Source organism: Mycolicibacterium rhodesiae (assembly GCF_002086695.1).
Lineage (GTDB): Bacteria > Actinomycetota > Actinomycetes > Mycobacteriales > Mycobacteriaceae > Mycobacterium > Mycobacterium rhodesiae.
The window spans coordinates 270,061-286,310 of record NZ_MVIH01000006.1 but is presented as its reverse complement, the minus strand read 5'-3'; the positions used below and the strand labels follow the sequence as shown (position 1 = coordinate 286,310).

Below are 16,250 nucleotides of genomic sequence, written 5' to 3'. Positions count from 1 at the left end.
TCCTGGTGTTCGCCGTTCTCCACGTTACCGTCCGGGCGTGCGCCGGTGGTCGGTCGCCGAGTCGGGTTCGCCGAGCGCGAAGCCGAACACGACGCCGGCCTCGACGCGAACGCCGCGACCCAGAGGGTCGCGGCGGGCGCGAACATCGGATGCCACCGGCTTAACCCGGCAGCCACCACCATCAAGCGTTCTGAGCCGACAGCTTCCGGTATTCCAGGACCGTGTCGATGATCCCGTACTCCTTGGCGTCCGCGGCGGTCAAAATCTTGTCGCGGTCGGTGTCCTTGCGGATCACGGCCGGATCCTTGCCGGTGTGGCGGGCCAGCGTCTCTTCCATCAGGGTCCGCATGCGCTCGATCTCGGCGGCCTGGATCTCCAGGTCGGAGAACTGGCCCTGGATGACGCCGCCCAGCGACGGCTGGTGGATCAGCACCCGCGCGTTGGGCAGCGCGAGGCGCTTCCCCGGGGTGCCGGCAGCCAGCAGCACCGCGGCAGCGGAGGCAGCCTGCCCCAGGCATACCGTTTGGATGTCGGCACGCACGTACTGCATGGTGTCGTAGATCGCCATCAGCGACGTGAACGAGCCGCCCGGGGAGTTGATGTACATGGTGATGTCGCGGTCCGGATCCAGCGACTCCAGCACCAGCAGCTGGGCCATGATGTCGTTGGCCGAGGCGTCGTCGACCTGGACACCCAGGAAGATGATGCGTTCCTCGAACAGCTTGTTGTAGGGGTTGGATTCCTTCACGCCCCAGCTGGAGTGCTCGACGAACGACGGCAGGATGTAGCGGCCCTGCGGCGTGAGCCGCGCGTCAGTGTAATCAGGCATTGGTCGCTCCATTGAAGTTCGCGTGGGTGATGATGTGGTCGACGAAGCCGTACTCCAGTGCTTCCTGAGCCGTGAACCAGCGGTCGCGGTCGGAGTCGGCCTCGATGCGCTCGATCGTCTGGCCGGTGAACTCGGCGTTGAGCCGGAACATCTCCCTCTTGATGAGCGCGAACTGCTCAGCCTGGATGGCGATGTCGGCCGCACCGCCGGTGATGCCGCCCAGCGGCTGGTGCATCAGGATGCGGGCGTGCGGCAGCGCGTAGCGCTTGCCCTTGGTGCCCGCCGCGAGCAGGAACTCGCCCATCGAGGCGGCCATGCCCATCGCGTAGGTGGCGACGTCGCACGGCGCGAGCACCATGGTGTCGTAGATCGCCATGCCGGCACTGATCGAGCCACCCGGCGAGTTGATGTAGAGGTTGATGTCCTTGGTCGGATCCTCGGCGGCCAGCAGAAGGATCTGCGCGCACAACCGGTTGGCGATGTCGTCATCGACCTGGGACCCCAGGAAGATGATGCGCTCGGCGAGCAATCGCTCGTACACCGAGTCAGTGAGGTTCAGCCCTGGCGCGCCCGAACGCATATGAGTCACGACTTGATACCTGCTTTCTACAGACTTGGTTCTACCCGACCCTAACGAACCCACAGCGGGGCGCACTCCCGGGAGAGTGCGCTTTCGCTGTCGGCGTTATTCGGACTTCTCGGCGTGCTGCTCGACGTCCTTCTCGATGGCCTCGGCGTCTTCGACGACCTCGTCGACGTCGACGTCGTCAGCGTCGGCCACCACTTCGTCGTCCTCGGCTCCGGCCGGCGGGCCGAAGAACTCGGCGGTGTCGACGACGTTGCCCTCGCTGTCGGTGACGGTGGCCGCCTCGACCACCGCGGCGACGGTCAGGCCACGGCGTACGTCGGCGAACATCGCAGGCAGCTGATTGTTCTGCTGCAGGATCTGCAGCAGCTGCGCCGGCTCGATGCCGTACTGCCGCGACATCAGCACCAGCCTCTCGGTCAGATCGTTCTGGCCGACCTGGATGTCGAGGTCGTCGGCGATCGCGTCCATCAGCAGCTGCGTCTTGACGGCCTTCTCGGCGGCCTCACGGGTCTCGGCGTCGAACTTCTCGCGGGAGCTGCCCTCGGCTTCGAGCGTCTCGGCGAACTTGTCCTCGTCATGGTCGAGGCCGTGGATCGCGTTGTGCACGGTCTGGTCGACCTGGGCCTGCACGATCGCCTCGGGCAGCGGCACCTCGGTCTTCTCCAGCAGCAGCTCGAGGGCGTTGTCGCGGATCTTCTCGGCCTGCTGAATCCGCTTGACGCGCTTGACCTGCTCGACGAGGTTCTCGCGCAGCTCGTCGATGGTGTCGAACTCGCTTGCCAGTTGGGCGAACTCGTCGTCGGCCTCGGGGAGCTCGCGCTCCTTGATCGACTTGACGGTGACGGTGACCTCGGCGTCGGCACCGGCGTGCTCGCCCGCGGCCAGCTTGGTGGTGAAGACCTTCGACTCGCCCTCGGACAGCCCGACGATGGCGTCGTCGAGGCCGTCGATCAGCTGGCCGGAGCCCACCTCGTGGGAGAGGCCTTCGGTGGCGGCGTCGGGAAGCTCTTCGCCGTTGACGGTGGCCGACAGATCGATCGACACGAAGTCACCGGTCTGGGCGGGCCGCTCGACGCCCTTGAGGGTGCCGAAGCGGGCGCGCAGCGACTCCAGTTCGGCGTCGACTTCCTCGTCGTTGATCTCGATCGCCTCGACCTCGATCTTGAGCGCGCTCAGATCCGGGAGTTCGATCTCGGGTCGCACATCGACCTCGGCGGTGAACACCAGCTCTTCACCGTCCTCGATCTTGGTGACCTCGATCTCGGGCTGGCCCAGCGGCGTCACCTCGGTGGCGGTGACGGCTTCGCTGTACCGGCTGGGCAGCGCGTCGTTGACGACCTGCTCGAGCACCGCGCCACGACCGATGCGGGCCTCGAGCAGCTTGGCCGGCGCCTTCCCGGGCCGGAAGCCAGGCAGCCGGACCTGCTTGGCGAGCTCCTTGTAGGCGCGGTCGAAGTCGGGCTGCAATTCGGTGAAGGGCACCTCCACATTGATGCGAACCCGGGTCGGGCTCAACTTCTCGACGGTGCTCTTCACGGCGGTACTCCTCGGTTCAGTCTTGTTCTCGTGCGGGACGTTCGTTGGGCGTGTCGGGGTGACAGGATTTGAACCTGCGGCCTTCCGCTCCCAAAGCGGATGCGCTACCAAGCTGCGCTACACCCCGGTGCTGTATTTCTTGCGCCCGAATCCTACGGCCCTATGCCTGCTCAGCGGCAATCGACCTCGGCGACGCGCTTCCAGGTGGGCCGATTCGGATTTGATCAGGTCGACCGGTACATTTGGGCTCGCGCAAACACGCGGGCGTAGCTCAATGGTAGAGCCTCAGTCTTCCAAACTGATTACGCGGGTTCGATTCCCGTCGCCCGCTCCACTTCACCGCCCTAGCTGGGCACTTTTTGCTGGTCAACCCACTTTCGCCCCTGCTTGGCGGCCCGGGACAGCGCACCGATCTCCCCGAGGTACGAGGCCACCGCGCCCAGGCCGGGCAGCATGGCCACGTACCGGAACGGCGCCCGCGGGTGCGGCCGCTTCCCGAGCTCATCGCCAACGGCGTCGAGGACTCCGACCAGCTTCCAGACCGCCGAGGCGATGCCCTGCGGCGTGAACGGGATCGCCATCGCCGAGGCCCGATCCGGGTCGTGTACCACGACCGACAGGTCCCGCTCGCACAGCACCGAGGCGAGCATCCGGGTCTGCCGCCGGTAGTCGGTGACGCCCAGCTCGCGAGCCACGGCGCAGAGCACGATGGCCTGGTTGGCGAAGCCGAGGAGATCCTGGATCGGCAGTCGTCGCCCGATGACTCCCAGCAGGCCAGGCACCGCCACCACCACGGTGTTCAGCGCTCCGACCCGCCACACCCACCAATCGATCCGGTCGTCGGTGTCCAGGTCGTCCCAGGCCAGGGTGCCGGGAACGTCGGCCGCGTTGAGCACCCGGGAGACGACATTCGGCGGGTCTTGCCGCTTGATTCCCAATGGGTCGGTCCACCACAGCACGTCGAGAAGCGGATTGATGACCGCGACGGCCCGGCCCAGTGCGTCTTCGACGTCGGAGTCGGCGAGCGCCACGTCGGGTGTCGGAAGCAGTTTCACCGTCCCATCATGTCCAATTCGGTGAGCGCCCAAACTGGACTGACGGATGCGCAAATATTGTTTGGTAAAGCGACTCCACCCGGACTCGCCGGTGCCATGATCGATTCGCCGTTCGTGGCCGACGACCAAAGGTGATGATGCGCACAGAGATCCACAGCAGGATTATTCGTCCCTACGCCGCGGCGGCCGCCGCCGGAATCGTTGCTCTCGGTGTGGTGACTGCACCGCCGAGAGTTGCGCTCCCCCGCACTGACGTTCACGCGGTCGCATTGGCGTCCGTCGATGTGGTCGACGTCAGCGCCGGCGCCACCACGCCGGCGCCCGCACCCCGCCCGGCGTCGTCGAGCCTGACCGCCAGCGACACCACCGCACCCCCGGACTTCCTCGCGTTCGCGGCGTCGATCCTGGAGTACCTCAACAGTCTCGGTCTGGGCGCTGGCCCCGGTCTGGCCGCCATCGGGCTCAGCGGCCTCGTCGTGGCGTTCGCGGCGACCGCCTACGCCTGGAATGGCTTCGCCAACCTCGTCAATCCGGTGCTGAGGGTCTTCCACGTCCCGAGGGTGCCGAAGTTCCCGGTCTGCTTCGCCGGCCAGAGTTGCGGCGGCTCAGCCCCGGCGCAGGCGCGGCTCAAGCCGACCATCGGTGTCGGGGAACCCGCCCGTACCACCGGCAGCACCGGGCGCTCCACCGCGTCGAGCGGCCGGACGGCTCCTGGGGCCGCGAAAGTTCGCACCGCCAAGAAGCCGACTGCGTCCGCCACGGCGGCGCCCGGCAAGGGCGGCAGCAAGCGGGTCAGAAGCGCCGCCGCCGGCTGAGTTGGTCAATTGCCCGGCGGCGGATCGATGGGCGTCAGCGCAATCGGCAGCCGATGCGTGCCGGGCCCTTCACCCGGGCAGCCGGCTCCGCCGATGATCAGGGTGCGCTCGCCGGAAAAGCTGCCGTCGGGTTTCGGAACCCAGTAGTCGGAGCGTTGAGCCGTCACGACGCTGTTGGGGTCGTTGCGATCGCAGAAGTACGGATACTCACCGCTGGTCTCCCAGCGCTGACCATTCCATCGGTAGTCGTACGAAACCGGCGCGCCCGGATTGCGGGCATGGTCGTCGGCGTTGTCGAGGGTCGCGACGCAGCCGCCGGCGTCGCAGTGAGTGGAGAACGGGACCGGAAAGGTGATCGGGTTCATGGGTGTGGGCGCCCCGTTGAACGTCTGCTTGGAGAAGTCGATCAGCAGGTTGTAGTACCCGTACAACGGCGGGGGCTCAGCACGATCCGCGTGCGCGACGGCCGGGGCGATCGACAGCGTGGCCACCGCCGCCGCGAGGCCCAACTTCCACATGGTCATATCCGCTCCATCTCGCCCCGCAATAGGGTTCCGCGCGATCGGGACTACGCGGCGCATCCAATGGCTGATTGATGGGCTCGTCGCCGCATTGACCGTCTGGAACCCGCTTCGATGTACCGGTCGGTGCCGGCTCGGTGTGCTGATGTCACATCTCACGTCAGCCTCCGACTCCGTTATCGAGACCGAGATGGGTGATGAAATACCAAGGGATACCGACCCATTGAACGACAGCAACGGCAACAAGCCCGACCAGACCGGCGAACAACGCGATGGTGCGCACCGTAGATCTGATCGGCGCAACCGCCAGCGACAGAAAGAACAGAACAAGACCCCACTGCGCCCACATCAGTACCCGCTTGGGCGTCTCGGCCGCTCGGTCGTAGTCGGTGAGGTGCGAGTCCGGGAAGCCGACGAAGTACAGATCATTGGCCGCCATGACGGCCAGCAGAAATGCGGCAACCGCGCTGACCGCGCACACCGCCCGCAGGGCGATCCCCCGCCGTCGACCCGGCATCACATACTGCGTTGCCATGACCGGTACACCACCCGACCGACTGTCGCTGGATCGGGGTCGGGTGCACCGACCGAAACATCCAGTCCCGAATGGTCCTCGAGGGCAAGGATTTTCCGAAGCTCGGATGCCACGTCACCATCAGCGTCACGCTCGGGATACTTGAAGTATCGGGTGTGCGCGAACCCGGGGGTCAACCGTTCGGGGATATTGCCGCTGACCGCGATGTCGCGGACGCCTGTTCCGAACAACGGCGCCAGTGCCCCGCCGAACCAGTCACCGCGAATAGCGCCCCGCCGCACCGGAAACCAGAGGTTGGTCCAGCGGGTCACCGCGAACGGTGACAGGCCACCCGGCGTCGTCGACTCCCCGGAGTCATCGGCCAGCGGCGGACAACTGCACACCACACCCCGCCGGATCAACGAGCGGAACAGAGCGTGCCGCCTGTCGACCCGACTACAGCCGCTGAGAATCGGCGGCCGGGCGACGAACAGGTCGGCCAACGCCATCGGCGTCCCGACCGTCACGAAATCAGTTATCCGCCATGGATTTCCCAGTCGTCGCAGGTCCTGCCACCGGCAGAACTGCTGCTTTTGGAACTCCTCGGCCGAGCCGTCAACCTCCGTCGACGAGCTCGGGGCCGGAGCTGACGCGGCCCGCAACTCGTGCATCTCGGCCCACAGCGCGGTGAGGGCGTCATAGGCGATGTAGCCGCCGATGCCGTGCCCCACCAGGACCACCCGCGCATAACGCCCCTGTTGCAGCGTGTACAACAGGTCGACCAGCCCGCCGCGGATCGCACGCCGCGCCGCGTGGGATTCCGGTGCTATGTCGAAATAGCGCGCGACGTTGACGAAGCCCGTGGTCAAGAAGCTGCGGGTCAACGCTCGCGGGAGAAGGCGGAACACCGCCAGCGCGACCGTCAGGACCACCACGCTGGTGGCGACGCCGATGATCCAGCCGGCCACCCCGGTGTGCAGGAAATACCCACCTACGACGAACAGCGCCACGATGGCGGCCAATGGGATGAGCACGGTCAGCACGACCACACGCCAGATGCCGAACAACTGGTCGGGAACGTGGCGAGGACGGCGCAGCAATACCCGCGCCACTGCAGGCATGAAACCGGCATACCGAGCGCTCATCATCAGGAACGACCAGTCGTATTCGAAGAGATCGACGCCCGACGGGGCGACGTAGCAACGCGCCTCGTAGGAATCAGTGATCTCAATGGGCTGCGGGACGTACTCCCAACGGTCACCGTCCGGTGTCAACGCCGTCTTGGCGAAATCGTCGAGGACATCCATCGGTCGGCGCTCGAGCAAACCGTGCACGAACACCACGGCGGTACGGACGGATTCGTCGGTGCTCATTGTCCTCCCGGGGACCGTGCGGCGGGCAGCTCAATACTTTGCCAAACGCCCACAGTATGTATACGGCGAAGCGCACCATAAGCCATGGCCGTTGTGGATTTCTGCGTGGTCGGCGCGGGCTTTGCCGGGTTGACGGCTGCCTTGCGAATACACCAAGCGGGCCACTCGGTGGCCCTCCTGGAAGCCCGCGATCGGGTCGGCGGACGCACCTTCACCGTCGAAGGCCCCGAGGGCATCTGGATCGACCGGGGCGGCGCATGGGTCGGGCCAGGTCAGGACGCCATTTACGGGCTGATGAAGGAATTCGGCATCGGCAGCTACAAGCAGTACATCGACGGCGAAGCCATGATGGTCGTCGAAGGCAAGCACTATCGCTATGAGGGCACCATCCCGCTGACTATGAGCCCCTGGGCGGCGCTCAACATGGGCGCGGTGTTCCTCGACCTGACCCGGCTGTGCAAGACGATCCCGCTCGAGGCGCCGTGGGAAGCCAAGAACGCCGACAAGCTGGACCGCATCACCTACGCCTCATGGCTCAACGACCGCACGCTCTCGAAACCCGCACACACCTTGCTCGAAGCGGCCATCGCCGGCCTGTACACGTCGGCGGCCTCGGAGACATCGATGCTGTTCGTGCTCCGCCAATTGGCGTCCGGCGGTGGGCCGTCATTCGTGCTCGGCATCAAGGACGGCTCCCAGGATTCCCGCGTCATCGGCGGCATGGGCGCGGTGTCCGGCAAGATGGCCGCCGCGCTCGGAGACTCACTGCACTTGAATCAGCCTGTGCGGCGCATCATTCAAGATGGCGAAGGTGTCACCATCGAGGCTGACGGCATGACAGTGCGGGCGCACCGGGTGATCGTGGCCGTACCGATCGCGATCGCCAGCCACATCCTCTACGAGCCGATGCTTCCGGTGGACCGGGCCTTCCTGCACCAGCGCATCCCGAGTGGTGCTGTCGTGAAGATCAACATCGTCTACGACGAGCCGTTCTGGCGCAAGGACGGGCTGACAGGCCAGTCGTTCGCACCCGGAACGCTGGCGACGCTGACCATCGACGCGTCCACCGACGCGCCGCGGCCCGGGGTGATGTGCGTGATCACCGAGGGACCCGACGGCCGCCGGTATTCCAAGATGGATCCCGACGCGCGCAGAGAAGAAGTGCTGGCGCAGCTGGTGGAGCGCTTCGGCCGACCGGCCGCCACCCCGCTGGCCTACCTCGATCAGGATTGGAGCGTCGAAAGGTATTCGGGCGGAGGCATGCTCAGCCACTGCCCACCGGGTGTGCTGACCGAATTCGGGCCTGCCATCACCGAGCCGTGCGGCCGAATCCACTGGGCGGGCACCGAAACGTCTGGAGTCATGCACGGCTGGGTGGACGGTGCGGTCCGGTCCGGAGAACGCGCGGCCGGAGAAGTCATGGCGACGGAGGCCAAAGAAGCTACCCATGCGGCGAACGCGACTACGCCACATCGCGCTCAGCATCGTTCGGATAACGGATAACCGAAACTTATTGCACTGGGGTGTAGTTCGCGCGACCCCCGGCCGCGAGCACATGACGCGACGTGACGGGACCCGATCTCAAGGCTGGAAGCCATTCCACTTCGGGTTGTAACCGAGGGGCTGCCACTTCGGATTGGAATGACCCCCAGATGCCGGTAGAGCCTGCGGGGCCGCGTAAATCTGGGCATTGTCCGGCGCCTGGCAATCGGTCGATCCTCCGGTTGCCACGCAGGTCGAGTTGCCCTCAGCAGCAGCTGAGACCGGAGCCCAGACGACCGCGGAAGCGGCGATCGCGATCAGTATGCCTGCCAGTTGCTTAGCCCTCTTCGCCATCCCGACCCTCCTTCTTGTCTGATAATCAAGTATACCCCATGGGGTATATGGGTCATCACACTTGGACCGAGCCGCTCTCGCGGGACTCCTCGGGTCGCCCACTGCCGCGTCACAAGCCACTGGCCTCATCGGCCAAGCGGAGACCCACGGCATGGTCTAGTCAGCGCACCTGTTGCGTACGGCGGGGAACGCCGGAGATCGCCTGCATCTCAGAGCGGCCGCCGACCATTTCGACTACTTCTGAACCTGCCGTCGGACGGTCAGCTTGTCGAACTCCCGGCCGTACTCGTCGACGGCGGTCACGTCCATCTCGCTCAGCAGGCCACCCGGGCGCACATCGACTCGGATGAAGGCGTAGTTGCGGAACCGCACGCGTGACCAGCCGACCGCTTCGGTCTGCTTGTGGCCGTCTGCCGTCCAGACGTAGCTGTTGGGAACGAACGTGTCGGGCGCCACGTTGCCTCGGTAGCTCTCCGGCTCGCCGGGCTGAAAGTTGTACCGCGGCCGTCCGGCTGACCCCACCGTGTAGTAGACGGTGCCATCGGTTTCCGGATAGACGATCGCGTTGTCCTCGGCCGCCCGGGTGGGCGCGCCGCCACGGATCGGGTCGGACCGTTCGAACACGTGGTTGTGGCCCTGCAACACCAAATCGACCTGGTACCGGTCGAACAGCGGCACCCACGCGGCGCGCACACCGCCGTCGCTGGCATGCGCCTCGGTGGTCGAGTAGGCGCAGTGATGGAAGAAACACACGATGAAGTCGATGTCGGGATTGGCGCGGTGTGCCGCCAAAGTCCTTTCCACCCAACTATGTTGAGCGCCTCCGGAGTAACCCGTGTTGGCGGTGATTTCATAGCTGACATCGTTGGCGTCCAGTGAGAGCACCGCGACATTGCCGTAGGTGAACGAGTAGACCGACGGGCAGCCGGACGGACCGTTGCCTGGAAAGTCGAGCCGGGCGAGGTGGCCGCCATAGCCGTGCACCGGGTAGGCGGCTTCCATGTCATGGTTGCCGGTGGCGAACATCCACGGCGTCGTCGAAGCGCTGGCCTCGATGGAGTTCAGATACACGTCCCAGACGTACGGGTTGAACTTGTCGAAACCCTTGGGCGGTTCACCCTTTCGGACGAACTGCGGCGGCTTACCGGCCCCGGACGGGTCGGCGTAGGCGATGTCACCGGCGAGCACGTGAAAGTCGGGACGCGCCGCGACGATCTGGTCCAGCACATTCGCGGTGTGCGACACGGTGGGGTCGTTGTCGGCTTTGTAATAGCTGTCGTCGTAATCGCCGCGGGTGAGACCGGGCGGAGCCAGCGGTGTTTCGTCGGTGCCCTGGTCCCCCATCATGGTGAACCGGAACCAGCCCACCGCGTTTCGCGCGCTGGGCATGGCGGTCGCGGCGGACCGGACGTCGCTGACGAATCCGTCGTCGGTGCGCCACCGGTAGAAGTGCGGAGTGCGCCCGGGCAGCCCGTCGACCGGCGCGTGAACGTAGAACTGCTCGGCCGACAGCACCCCGCCGCTGCTGTCCGGGATCTGGGTCACCAGGTTGCGCACCTCCGCCTCGACCGTCGCGCCGAGCCCGGGCGTCGGGCCGTGGTCGAGGAAGACTTTGGTCGTACCCGGGTTGCGGGACAGCTGGCCGGCCAGCCGTAGCTGGCTCGACGCGTCGGCCCCGTAGCCGACCCGCCGGCCTGCCACCGCCAACTGCGCATCCTGGGCGTAAGCGCGGCGACCGAACGGGGCGGCCCCCAGTGCCGCGACGGCCGCCGCGGCGGCCGATCCGCGCAGGAAGTTGCGCCGCGACACCGGGCGGGCGCGCAGATAGCTCTGATGCCATTCGTACTGCTCGGCCATCGTCATCCGGCTCGCGAGAGCCGGCGGAATGCCCGTATCGGGAATCTCCACACCAGGATCGTGACGTACCGCCCTGCGAGAACGTCAAACCGGCTGGAAAATCCACATGAACAAATCTGCCGGCGTCGGCGCTAATTACAGGGTGGTTTCGATTCCGCTCCAATCGTTCTCACATCTTTGCTGGCTAACCTGACCACCGTAGATTCAGGCGATACCCTGCGGCCAGGAGGCGCGTTGAGCGACCACATCCCCATCGGCGGTGCGTGCGCCGCGGGTTTTGGCGCGGTGCGCGACGCTTTCGAGGCGAACTTCACCGCGCGCGATGAGGTCGGCGCAGCAGTCGCCGTGTGGGTCGACGGCGACCTGGTGGTCAATCTGTGGGGCGGCTATGCCGATGCCCGCCGGCGTCGGCGGTGGCGCCAGGACACGCTGGCCAGTGTGTTCTCCGGCACCAAAGGGCTGACGAGTACCTGTGTGCATCTGCTCGCCGATCGCGGCGAGCTCGACCTGCACGCCCCGGTCGCCCGCTACTGGCCGGAGTTCGCGTCGAATGGCAAGCAGGACATCACGATCGCGTCGGTGCTCGGGCACCGCTCCGGTGTGATCGGGCCTCGCACCCGCATGCATTGGCGCGACACCACCGATTGGGACCGGGTGTGCGCCGACCTGGCCGCAGCCGAGCCGTGGTGGCCGCCCGGCACGGCCCAGGGCTACCACATGGTCAGCTTCGGGTTCATTCTCGGTGAGGTCGTCCGCCGGGTGACCGGACGCACGATCGGCCAGTATCTGCGGACCGAGATCGCCGAGCCGATGGGCGTCGACGTCCACATCGGTCTGCCGGCCGCCGAGCACCACCGCTGCGCGGAGATGATCAACAAGCCCCACATTCGCGATGTCCTGGCCAACGGCCAGGCGCCGGGGTATCCGACCTCGCTCGCCGAGCACCCGATGGCCGGGATGGCCGTCGCGATGGGCTTCGTCCCCGACGACGAGCTGGGCTCCAACGAGCTCGAGCGGTGGCGTATCAGCGAGTTCCCCAGCACCAACGGTCACGTTTCGGCGCTGGGTCTGGCCACGTTCTACAACGGGCTCGCGCAGGAAAAGCTGCTCAGCCGCGATCTTCTGGAGGCGGTGCGGGTTTCGCAGGGGGGCTTCGATCCCGACGTCGTGCTCGGGCCCCGGGTGGCCGACCACGGTTGGGGCTTGGGCTACATGCTCAATCAACGCGGTGTGGCAGGTCCCAACCTGCACAGCTTCGGCCACGGCGGCTCGGGCGGCTCCTACGGGTTCGTCGACCTCGAGCACCGCATCGGCTACGCCTACGTGATGAACTATTTCGACGCCACCAAGTGCAATGCCGATCCGCGCAGCACCGCGCTCAGCGACGAGGTGTACCGCGCTCTCGGTGTGCTCTGAGGAGCTAATTCTCGTTCTCCGGAGCACTTTCACAGGATCGGTACTGTGGACGCCATGAACGGTGTGCTGGTCGTGCTCATCCTGGTCGTCATCGGTGTGATCGTGCTGGCGGTGGTGAGCTCGTCGCGGGCCTCCGGCAATCGCACCGCGGCCGCGCTGGCGGACGCGAAGGCCGATGCCCGCCGGGTGATCGAGCGCCTCGGCGGCCAGGTGCTCAACCTGTCCGGCACCAACGAGGCCGCCACCCAGGCACTGGCCGACGCCTCCGAGCGGTTCACCGCCGCCTCCTCTCAGATCGACCAGGCCACCACCGCCAAGCAGGCGATGCTGGCCAAGGAAAGTGCGATCGAGGGGCTTTACTACGTGCGCGCCGCCCGCACCGCGATGGGTATGGATCCGGGGCCCGAGCTGGAGACGGTGTCCGGCCAGAAGGCGGCGGGCGCGGTGACCGAGGACCGCAAGGTGCAGTTCGAGGGCCGCGAGATCGAGGCCTCCCCGACTCCGAGCCAGCGGACCCCGAACTACTACCCCGGCGGCCGGGTCGCCGGGCGTCCGGTGCCGGCGGGCTGGTACTCCGAACCCTGGTGGAAAACGGCACTGGTGGCCGGCGCCTGGGGTGTCGGATCGGTGCTGTTGTTCGATGCACTGTTCTCCGGCATGCACGGCGTGGATTACGGCGCCTCGGGATTCGAGAACGGCTTCGGTTCCAGTTTCGACCAGGGCTACGACCAGGGTTTCGATCAGGGTCTGGACGCGGGCGGCCAGGACGCCGGCTGGGGTGGCGACGGCGGCGGCTGGGGCGGCGACGGAGGTGGCTGGGACGGCGGCGGCCTCGGCGACAGCGGCGGCTGGGGTGGTGGCGACTTCGGCGGCGGGGACTTCGGCGGCGGGTTCGGCGACTTTTAGATCCGGCTCTCCATCCGGGCCGTCACGCTGGCCTCCTGCAAGTCCAGCCGGTCCAGCATCGCGCGCACGGCCTCATCATCGATGCGGCCCTCGTCGCGTTCGGCGATCAACGCCGCGCGTTGCGCGGCAAGCACATTGCGATACAGCGTCGCGAACACCTCCGCACGCAGGTCGTGCTCCTCGGGGTCGGGCATCTCGTCGGCATCCTTGGAATGCCGAGCGATCCAGTCACGAATCTCGGTCAGCACATGCGGGTCGAGGCCTGCCGGCGGCTCGGCCTCGAACCGGGCCAGCACCTCGTCGGCGGCGACATGCACGGTGTGCTCGGTCTTATAGGTCTCCTCACGGTCGTAGATCCGGTCGTCCTCCCGCGAGGACAGATGCAGGCGACGGATCAGCGGCGGCAACGTCCATCCCTGCAGCAGCAGTGTGCCTACCGCCACGACGAACGCGATCGCCTGGATGGTGGCCCGCTCCGGGAACGGCTCACCGTTGGCGATCGTCGTCGGGATGCCGGCGGCCGCGGCCAACGTCACCACCCCGCGCATCCCCGTCCAGGACACCACCACATTTTCTTGCCAGGTCAGCGATGTGTGGTCAATCATGGCCCGCCACTTGCCTTTTGGCCGTTCCCGCCTGCGGGCGCCGAGTGCGCCCCGGCCACCCTCGGGGACCGGCACGCTGAGTCTGCGGTCGACATGCCGGGACAACACGCCGCGGCCGAACATCACGAACACCGAGAGCGGCCGGATCACGAGCACGATCGCCAGCACCACCAGCGCCGCGACGCCGACCTCCGCGAGCGACTCGTGGGCGTCGCGCAGGTCCTCCAGGACAAACCTCAGATGCAGACCGATGTAGGCGAACACGAACGCCTCCAGCAGCACGTCGACGGAGTGCCACACGTAGCGTTCCTGCAGCCGGGTCTGGTAGCCGGCGCTCAATGTGCCACTGCCGACGATGAACCCGGCGGCCACCACCGCCAGCACACCGGAGGCGTGGAACCGCTCGGCGGTGATGTACGCGGCGAACGGCACCACCAGGCCTTGAATCGTCTCCAGGCTGGCGCTGTTGAGGCGTTCGCGAATCCACAGCGTCACGTAGCCGAGCGCAACCCCCACCACCGGGCCGAGCAGTGCGCTGTAGCCGAACAGCAGCAGCGGATTGTCGATGAAGATGTGGGTGCCGGCGACCTGGGCGACGGCGATCGAGAACAATGCCAGCGCGGCGGCGTCGTTGATCAGGCTCTCACCGGTCAGGATCGTCATCACCCGCTTGGGCAGGCCCAGCTTGCGACCCACGGCGACGGCGGTGACGGCGTCGGGCGGTGCGACGATGGCGCCGAGAACCAGCGCGGTGGCGAATGTCAGCGGCACCACGACCAGCCACGCGGACACCGCGGCCACCGTGAACGCCGTGACCACAACCAGGCCCACGCCGAGGCCGAGGATCGGCTTGATGTTGCGCATGAACGCCGGAAACGAGAAGTCCAGCGCCGCGGAGTACAGCAGCGGCGGCAGGACCACCGAGAGCAGGACGTGAGAATCCAGTTCAGGCGCTACGAAGCCCGGCAGGAACGATGCGGCGATGCCCACCACGACGATCATCAGAGCCGGTTCCAGGCCACGGTTCTTGGCGATCGCCGCGACGACAATGGCGCCGACGACGACGAGAATCAGTTCCATACAAGCATTCTCGCGGGTGCTGCCCGCCGGCGCTGATCACACCTGGCAGGTGGGGCACCAAAACACGTTGCGACCTTCCAACTCGGCGGTCCGAACCGGGGTCGAGCACACCCGGCACGGCTCACCGGCGCGCCGGTAGACGTAGGTGCGCGGACGGTTCGGGCCGTACGACGGCGCCCCGTGATCGTGCTCGGGCCGAACCACCACGATCTTGCCGCGTCGTACACCGACCTTCATCAACGCGACCAGGTCGGTCCAGGCATCGGCGAACTCGGCCTCGGAGACGTCCCGGCCCAGCCGGAAGGGGTCGATGTGATGCCGAAAGAGCAACTCGCTGCGGTACACGTTGCCCACCCCGGCGATCACGCTCTGATCCATCAGCAGGGCGCCGATACTTTTGCGGGACTTGGAGATTCGGGCCCACGGCAGCGCAGGGTCGGCATCCCGGCGCAGCGGGTCGGGCCCGAGCCGGGCCACGATGGCCGATACCTGCGCTTCGTCGATCACCTCGCACGCGGTCGGACCGCGCAGGTCAGTACCCCACTCGTCACCGACGATCCGCATGCGCACCTGACCGACCGGCAGCGGCATCGGCACCGGCGCCTCGGTGAAGGTGCCGTACAGCCCCAGGTGGACGTGCACGATCGGACCGCCGTCGTAGTGGTGGAACAGGTGCTTGCCCCAGACCGAGGCGTGGGTGAACACCCGGCCGTCGACGATCGAGGCGTCGGTGAATCTGCCCTGCGGACTCGACACGGCCGCCGGGGCGCCGGCGAACCGGCGCTGATGCAGCCGCGCGAGCCGGTGAAGGGTGTGCCCTTCCGGCACAGGTCAGGCCGGGGCGCCGGGCACCGGCGGCGGCACGTGGGTGCGCTCGTACTCGTCGAGGATGTCGATACGACGTTGGTGGCGTTCGGCTTCCGACCATGGGGTGGACAGGAAGGCGTCGACGAAGCTCAGCGCGTCCTCGACCGGGTGCATGCGGCCGCCGATACTGACCACCTGAGCGTTGTTGTGCTCGCGGGCCAGCGACGCCGTCTCCACACTCCACGCCAGCGCGCAGCGGATGCCGGGCACCTTGTTGGCCGCGATCTGCTCGCCGTTGCCGGAACCGCCGATCACGATGCCCAGGCTGTCGGGGTCGGCCAGCGTCTTGGTCGCGGCGGCGATGCAGAAGGCCGGGTAGTCGTCCTCGGCGTCGTAGCTGTAGGCGCCGCAGTCGATCGGCTCATGACCACCGTTTTTCAGGTGCTCGATGATGGCTTGCTTGAGTTCGTATCCGGCATGGTCAGAGCCGAGGTAGACACGCATGGCCGTA

General features: G+C 66.8%; 16 protein-coding genes and 2 tRNA genes. 5 read left to right on the top strand and 13 right to left on the bottom strand.

Annotated features, from left to right (window positions below):
* Positions 1-24: 24 nt before the first annotated feature.
* The 5 genes from BST42_RS30320 to BST42_RS15785 form a co-directional block, all read right to left on the bottom strand.
* Positions 25-156, bottom strand: a complete 132-nt coding sequence (locus BST42_RS30320; protein ID WP_264047814.1) for a hypothetical protein — start codon at positions 154-156, stop codon at positions 25-27.
* Positions 157-181: 25 nt separating this feature from the next.
* Positions 182-829, bottom strand: a complete 648-nt coding sequence (locus BST42_RS15800; protein WP_036344341.1) for an ATP-dependent Clp protease proteolytic subunit — start codon at positions 827-829, stop codon at positions 182-184.
* Complete coding sequence (locus tag BST42_RS15795) at positions 822-1,409, bottom strand: ATP-dependent Clp protease proteolytic subunit (protein WP_102805706.1); 588 nt, start codon at positions 1,407-1,409, stop codon at positions 822-824. The genes BST42_RS15800 and BST42_RS15795 overlap by 8 nt, the downstream gene beginning before the upstream one ends.
* A 105-nt stretch (positions 1,410-1,514) precedes the next feature.
* Entirely contained in the window at positions 1,515-2,954 is a 1,440-nt protein-coding gene (gene tig, locus BST42_RS15790) for a trigger factor (protein WP_083120234.1), read from the bottom strand.
* A 53-nt stretch (positions 2,955-3,007) separates the two neighbouring features.
* A tRNA-Pro gene (locus tag BST42_RS15785) sits at positions 3,008-3,081 on the bottom strand.
* 133 nt (positions 3,082-3,214) lie between these two features.
* Here BST42_RS15785 and BST42_RS15780 point away from each other — a divergent pair.
* Positions 3,215-3,288: transfer RNA gene (locus tag BST42_RS15780), tRNA-Gly, on the top strand.
* A 10-nt stretch (positions 3,289-3,298) separates the two neighbouring features.
* Here BST42_RS15780 and BST42_RS15775 read toward each other — a convergent pair.
* The gene (locus BST42_RS15775; protein ID WP_083120233.1) at positions 3,299-4,009 is read right to left on the bottom strand and encodes a hypothetical protein; all 711 of its coding nucleotides are present in this window, start codon (positions 4,007-4,009) and stop codon (positions 3,299-3,301) included.
* Positions 4,010-4,146: 137 nt separating this feature from the next.
* Here BST42_RS15775 and BST42_RS15770 point away from each other — a divergent pair, with 137 nt between their 5' ends.
* Positions 4,147-4,824 carry a hypothetical protein gene (locus BST42_RS15770; protein WP_133057469.1) on the top strand — a complete coding sequence of 226 codons (678 nt, stop codon included), beginning with the start codon at positions 4,147-4,149 and terminating at the stop codon, positions 4,822-4,824.
* A gap of 5 nt (positions 4,825-4,829) precedes the next feature.
* Here BST42_RS15770 and BST42_RS15765 read toward each other — a convergent pair whose 3' ends face one another.
* The 3 genes from BST42_RS15765 to BST42_RS15755 all read right to left on the bottom strand — a co-directional run bounded on the left by BST42_RS15765 (position 4,830) and on the right by BST42_RS15755 (position 7,232).
* On the bottom strand, positions 4,830-5,342 hold the full coding sequence (locus tag BST42_RS15765; RefSeq protein WP_083120305.1) for an MBOE_33420 family protein: 513 nt from the start codon (positions 5,340-5,342) through the stop codon (positions 4,830-4,832).
* 163 nt (positions 5,343-5,505) lie between these two features.
* The gene (locus tag BST42_RS15760) at positions 5,506-5,880 is read right to left on the bottom strand and encodes a hypothetical protein (RefSeq protein ID WP_083120231.1); all 375 of its coding nucleotides are present in this window, start codon (positions 5,878-5,880) and stop codon (positions 5,506-5,508) included.
* Positions 5,862-7,232: a hypothetical protein gene (locus tag BST42_RS15755; RefSeq protein WP_083120230.1), complete on the bottom strand. Its 1,371-nt coding sequence runs from the start codon at positions 7,230-7,232 to the stop codon at positions 5,862-5,864. The genes BST42_RS15760 and BST42_RS15755 overlap by 19 nt, the downstream gene beginning before the upstream one ends.
* A gap of 84 nt (positions 7,233-7,316) precedes the next feature.
* Between BST42_RS15755 and BST42_RS15750 the strand changes: the two genes are divergently transcribed.
* Positions 7,317-8,735: a flavin monoamine oxidase family protein gene (locus BST42_RS15750; RefSeq protein WP_083120229.1), complete on the top strand. Its 1,419-nt coding sequence runs from the start codon at positions 7,317-7,319 to the stop codon at positions 8,733-8,735.
* A gap of 567 nt (positions 8,736-9,302) precedes the next feature.
* On the opposite strand, the gene BST42_RS15745 is transcribed toward BST42_RS15750, so the two are convergent.
* Positions 9,303-10,931 (bottom strand): metallophosphoesterase, encoded by a 1,629-nt coding sequence (locus tag BST42_RS15745; protein WP_110918634.1) that lies wholly within the window; start codon positions 10,929-10,931, stop codon positions 9,303-9,305.
* 228 nt (positions 10,932-11,159) lie between these two features.
* Here BST42_RS15745 and BST42_RS15740 point away from each other — a divergent pair, with 228 nt between their 5' ends.
* Together BST42_RS15740 and BST42_RS15735 are read left to right on the top strand one after the other, a co-directional pair.
* A complete protein-coding gene (locus tag BST42_RS15740; protein ID WP_165760863.1) occupies positions 11,160-12,341 on the top strand; it encodes a serine hydrolase domain-containing protein in 1,182 nt (393 codons plus the stop codon).
* Positions 12,342-12,395: 54 nt separating this feature from the next.
* The gene (locus BST42_RS15735) at positions 12,396-13,247 is read left to right on the top strand and encodes a hypothetical protein (protein ID WP_083120302.1); all 852 of its coding nucleotides are present in this window, start codon (positions 12,396-12,398) and stop codon (positions 13,245-13,247) included.
* Here BST42_RS15735 and BST42_RS15730 read toward each other — a convergent pair.
* The 3 genes from BST42_RS15730 to BST42_RS15720 are packed head-to-tail and all read right to left on the bottom strand — an operon-like array spanning position 13,244 to position 16,243.
* The gene (locus BST42_RS15730; RefSeq protein ID WP_083120228.1) at positions 13,244-14,932 is read right to left on the bottom strand and encodes a cation:proton antiporter; all 1,689 of its coding nucleotides are present in this window, start codon (positions 14,930-14,932) and stop codon (positions 13,244-13,246) included. The genes BST42_RS15735 and BST42_RS15730 overlap by 4 nt on opposite strands.
* 36 nt (positions 14,933-14,968) lie before the next feature.
* Complete coding sequence (locus BST42_RS15725) at positions 14,969-15,760, bottom strand: Fpg/Nei family DNA glycosylase (protein ID WP_083120227.1); 792 nt, start codon at positions 15,758-15,760, stop codon at positions 14,969-14,971.
* Positions 15,761-15,763: 3 nt separating this feature from the next.
* Entirely contained in the window at positions 15,764-16,243 is a 480-nt protein-coding gene (locus BST42_RS15720; protein ID WP_083120226.1) for a ribose-5-phosphate isomerase, read from the bottom strand.
* Between the last annotated feature and the right edge of the window lie 7 nt (positions 16,244-16,250).

What these genes read in the sequence shown, in the direction of transcription:
- BST42_RS15800 (WP_036344341.1), bottom strand. Translation starts at nt 829, where the DNA reads ATGCCTGATTACACTGACGCGCGGCTCACGCCGCAGGGCCGCTACATC.
- BST42_RS15795 (WP_102805706.1), bottom strand. Translation starts at nt 1,409, where the DNA reads ATGCGTTCGGGCGCGCCAGGGCTGAACCTCACTGACTCGGTGTACGAG.
- BST42_RS15770 (WP_133057469.1), top strand. Translation starts at nt 4,147, where the DNA reads ATGCGCACAGAGATCCACAGCAGGATTATTCGTCCCTACGCCGCGGCG.
- BST42_RS15765 (WP_083120305.1), bottom strand. Translation starts at nt 5,342, where the DNA reads ATGTGGAAGTTGGGCCTCGCGGCGGCGGTGGCCACGCTGTCGATCGCC.
- BST42_RS15760 (WP_083120231.1), bottom strand. Translation starts at nt 5,880, where the DNA reads ATGGCAACGCAGTATGTGATGCCGGGTCGACGGCGGGGGATCGCCCTG.
- BST42_RS15755 (WP_083120230.1), bottom strand. Translation starts at nt 7,232, where the DNA reads ATGAGCACCGACGAATCCGTCCGTACCGCCGTGGTGTTCGTGCACGGT.
- BST42_RS15750 (WP_083120229.1), top strand. Translation starts at nt 7,317, where the DNA reads ATGGCCGTTGTGGATTTCTGCGTGGTCGGCGCGGGCTTTGCCGGGTTG.
- BST42_RS15745 (WP_110918634.1), bottom strand. Translation starts at nt 10,931, where the DNA reads ATGACGATGGCCGAGCAGTACGAATGGCATCAGAGCTATCTGCGCGCC.
- BST42_RS15735 (WP_083120302.1), top strand. Translation starts at nt 12,396, where the DNA reads ATGAACGGTGTGCTGGTCGTGCTCATCCTGGTCGTCATCGGTGTGATC.
- BST42_RS15730 (WP_083120228.1), bottom strand. Translation starts at nt 14,932, where the DNA reads ATGGAACTGATTCTCGTCGTCGTCGGCGCCATTGTCGTCGCGGCGATC.
- BST42_RS15720 (WP_083120226.1), bottom strand. Translation starts at nt 16,243, where the DNA reads ATGCGTGTCTACCTCGGCTCTGACCATGCCGGATACGAACTCAAGCAA.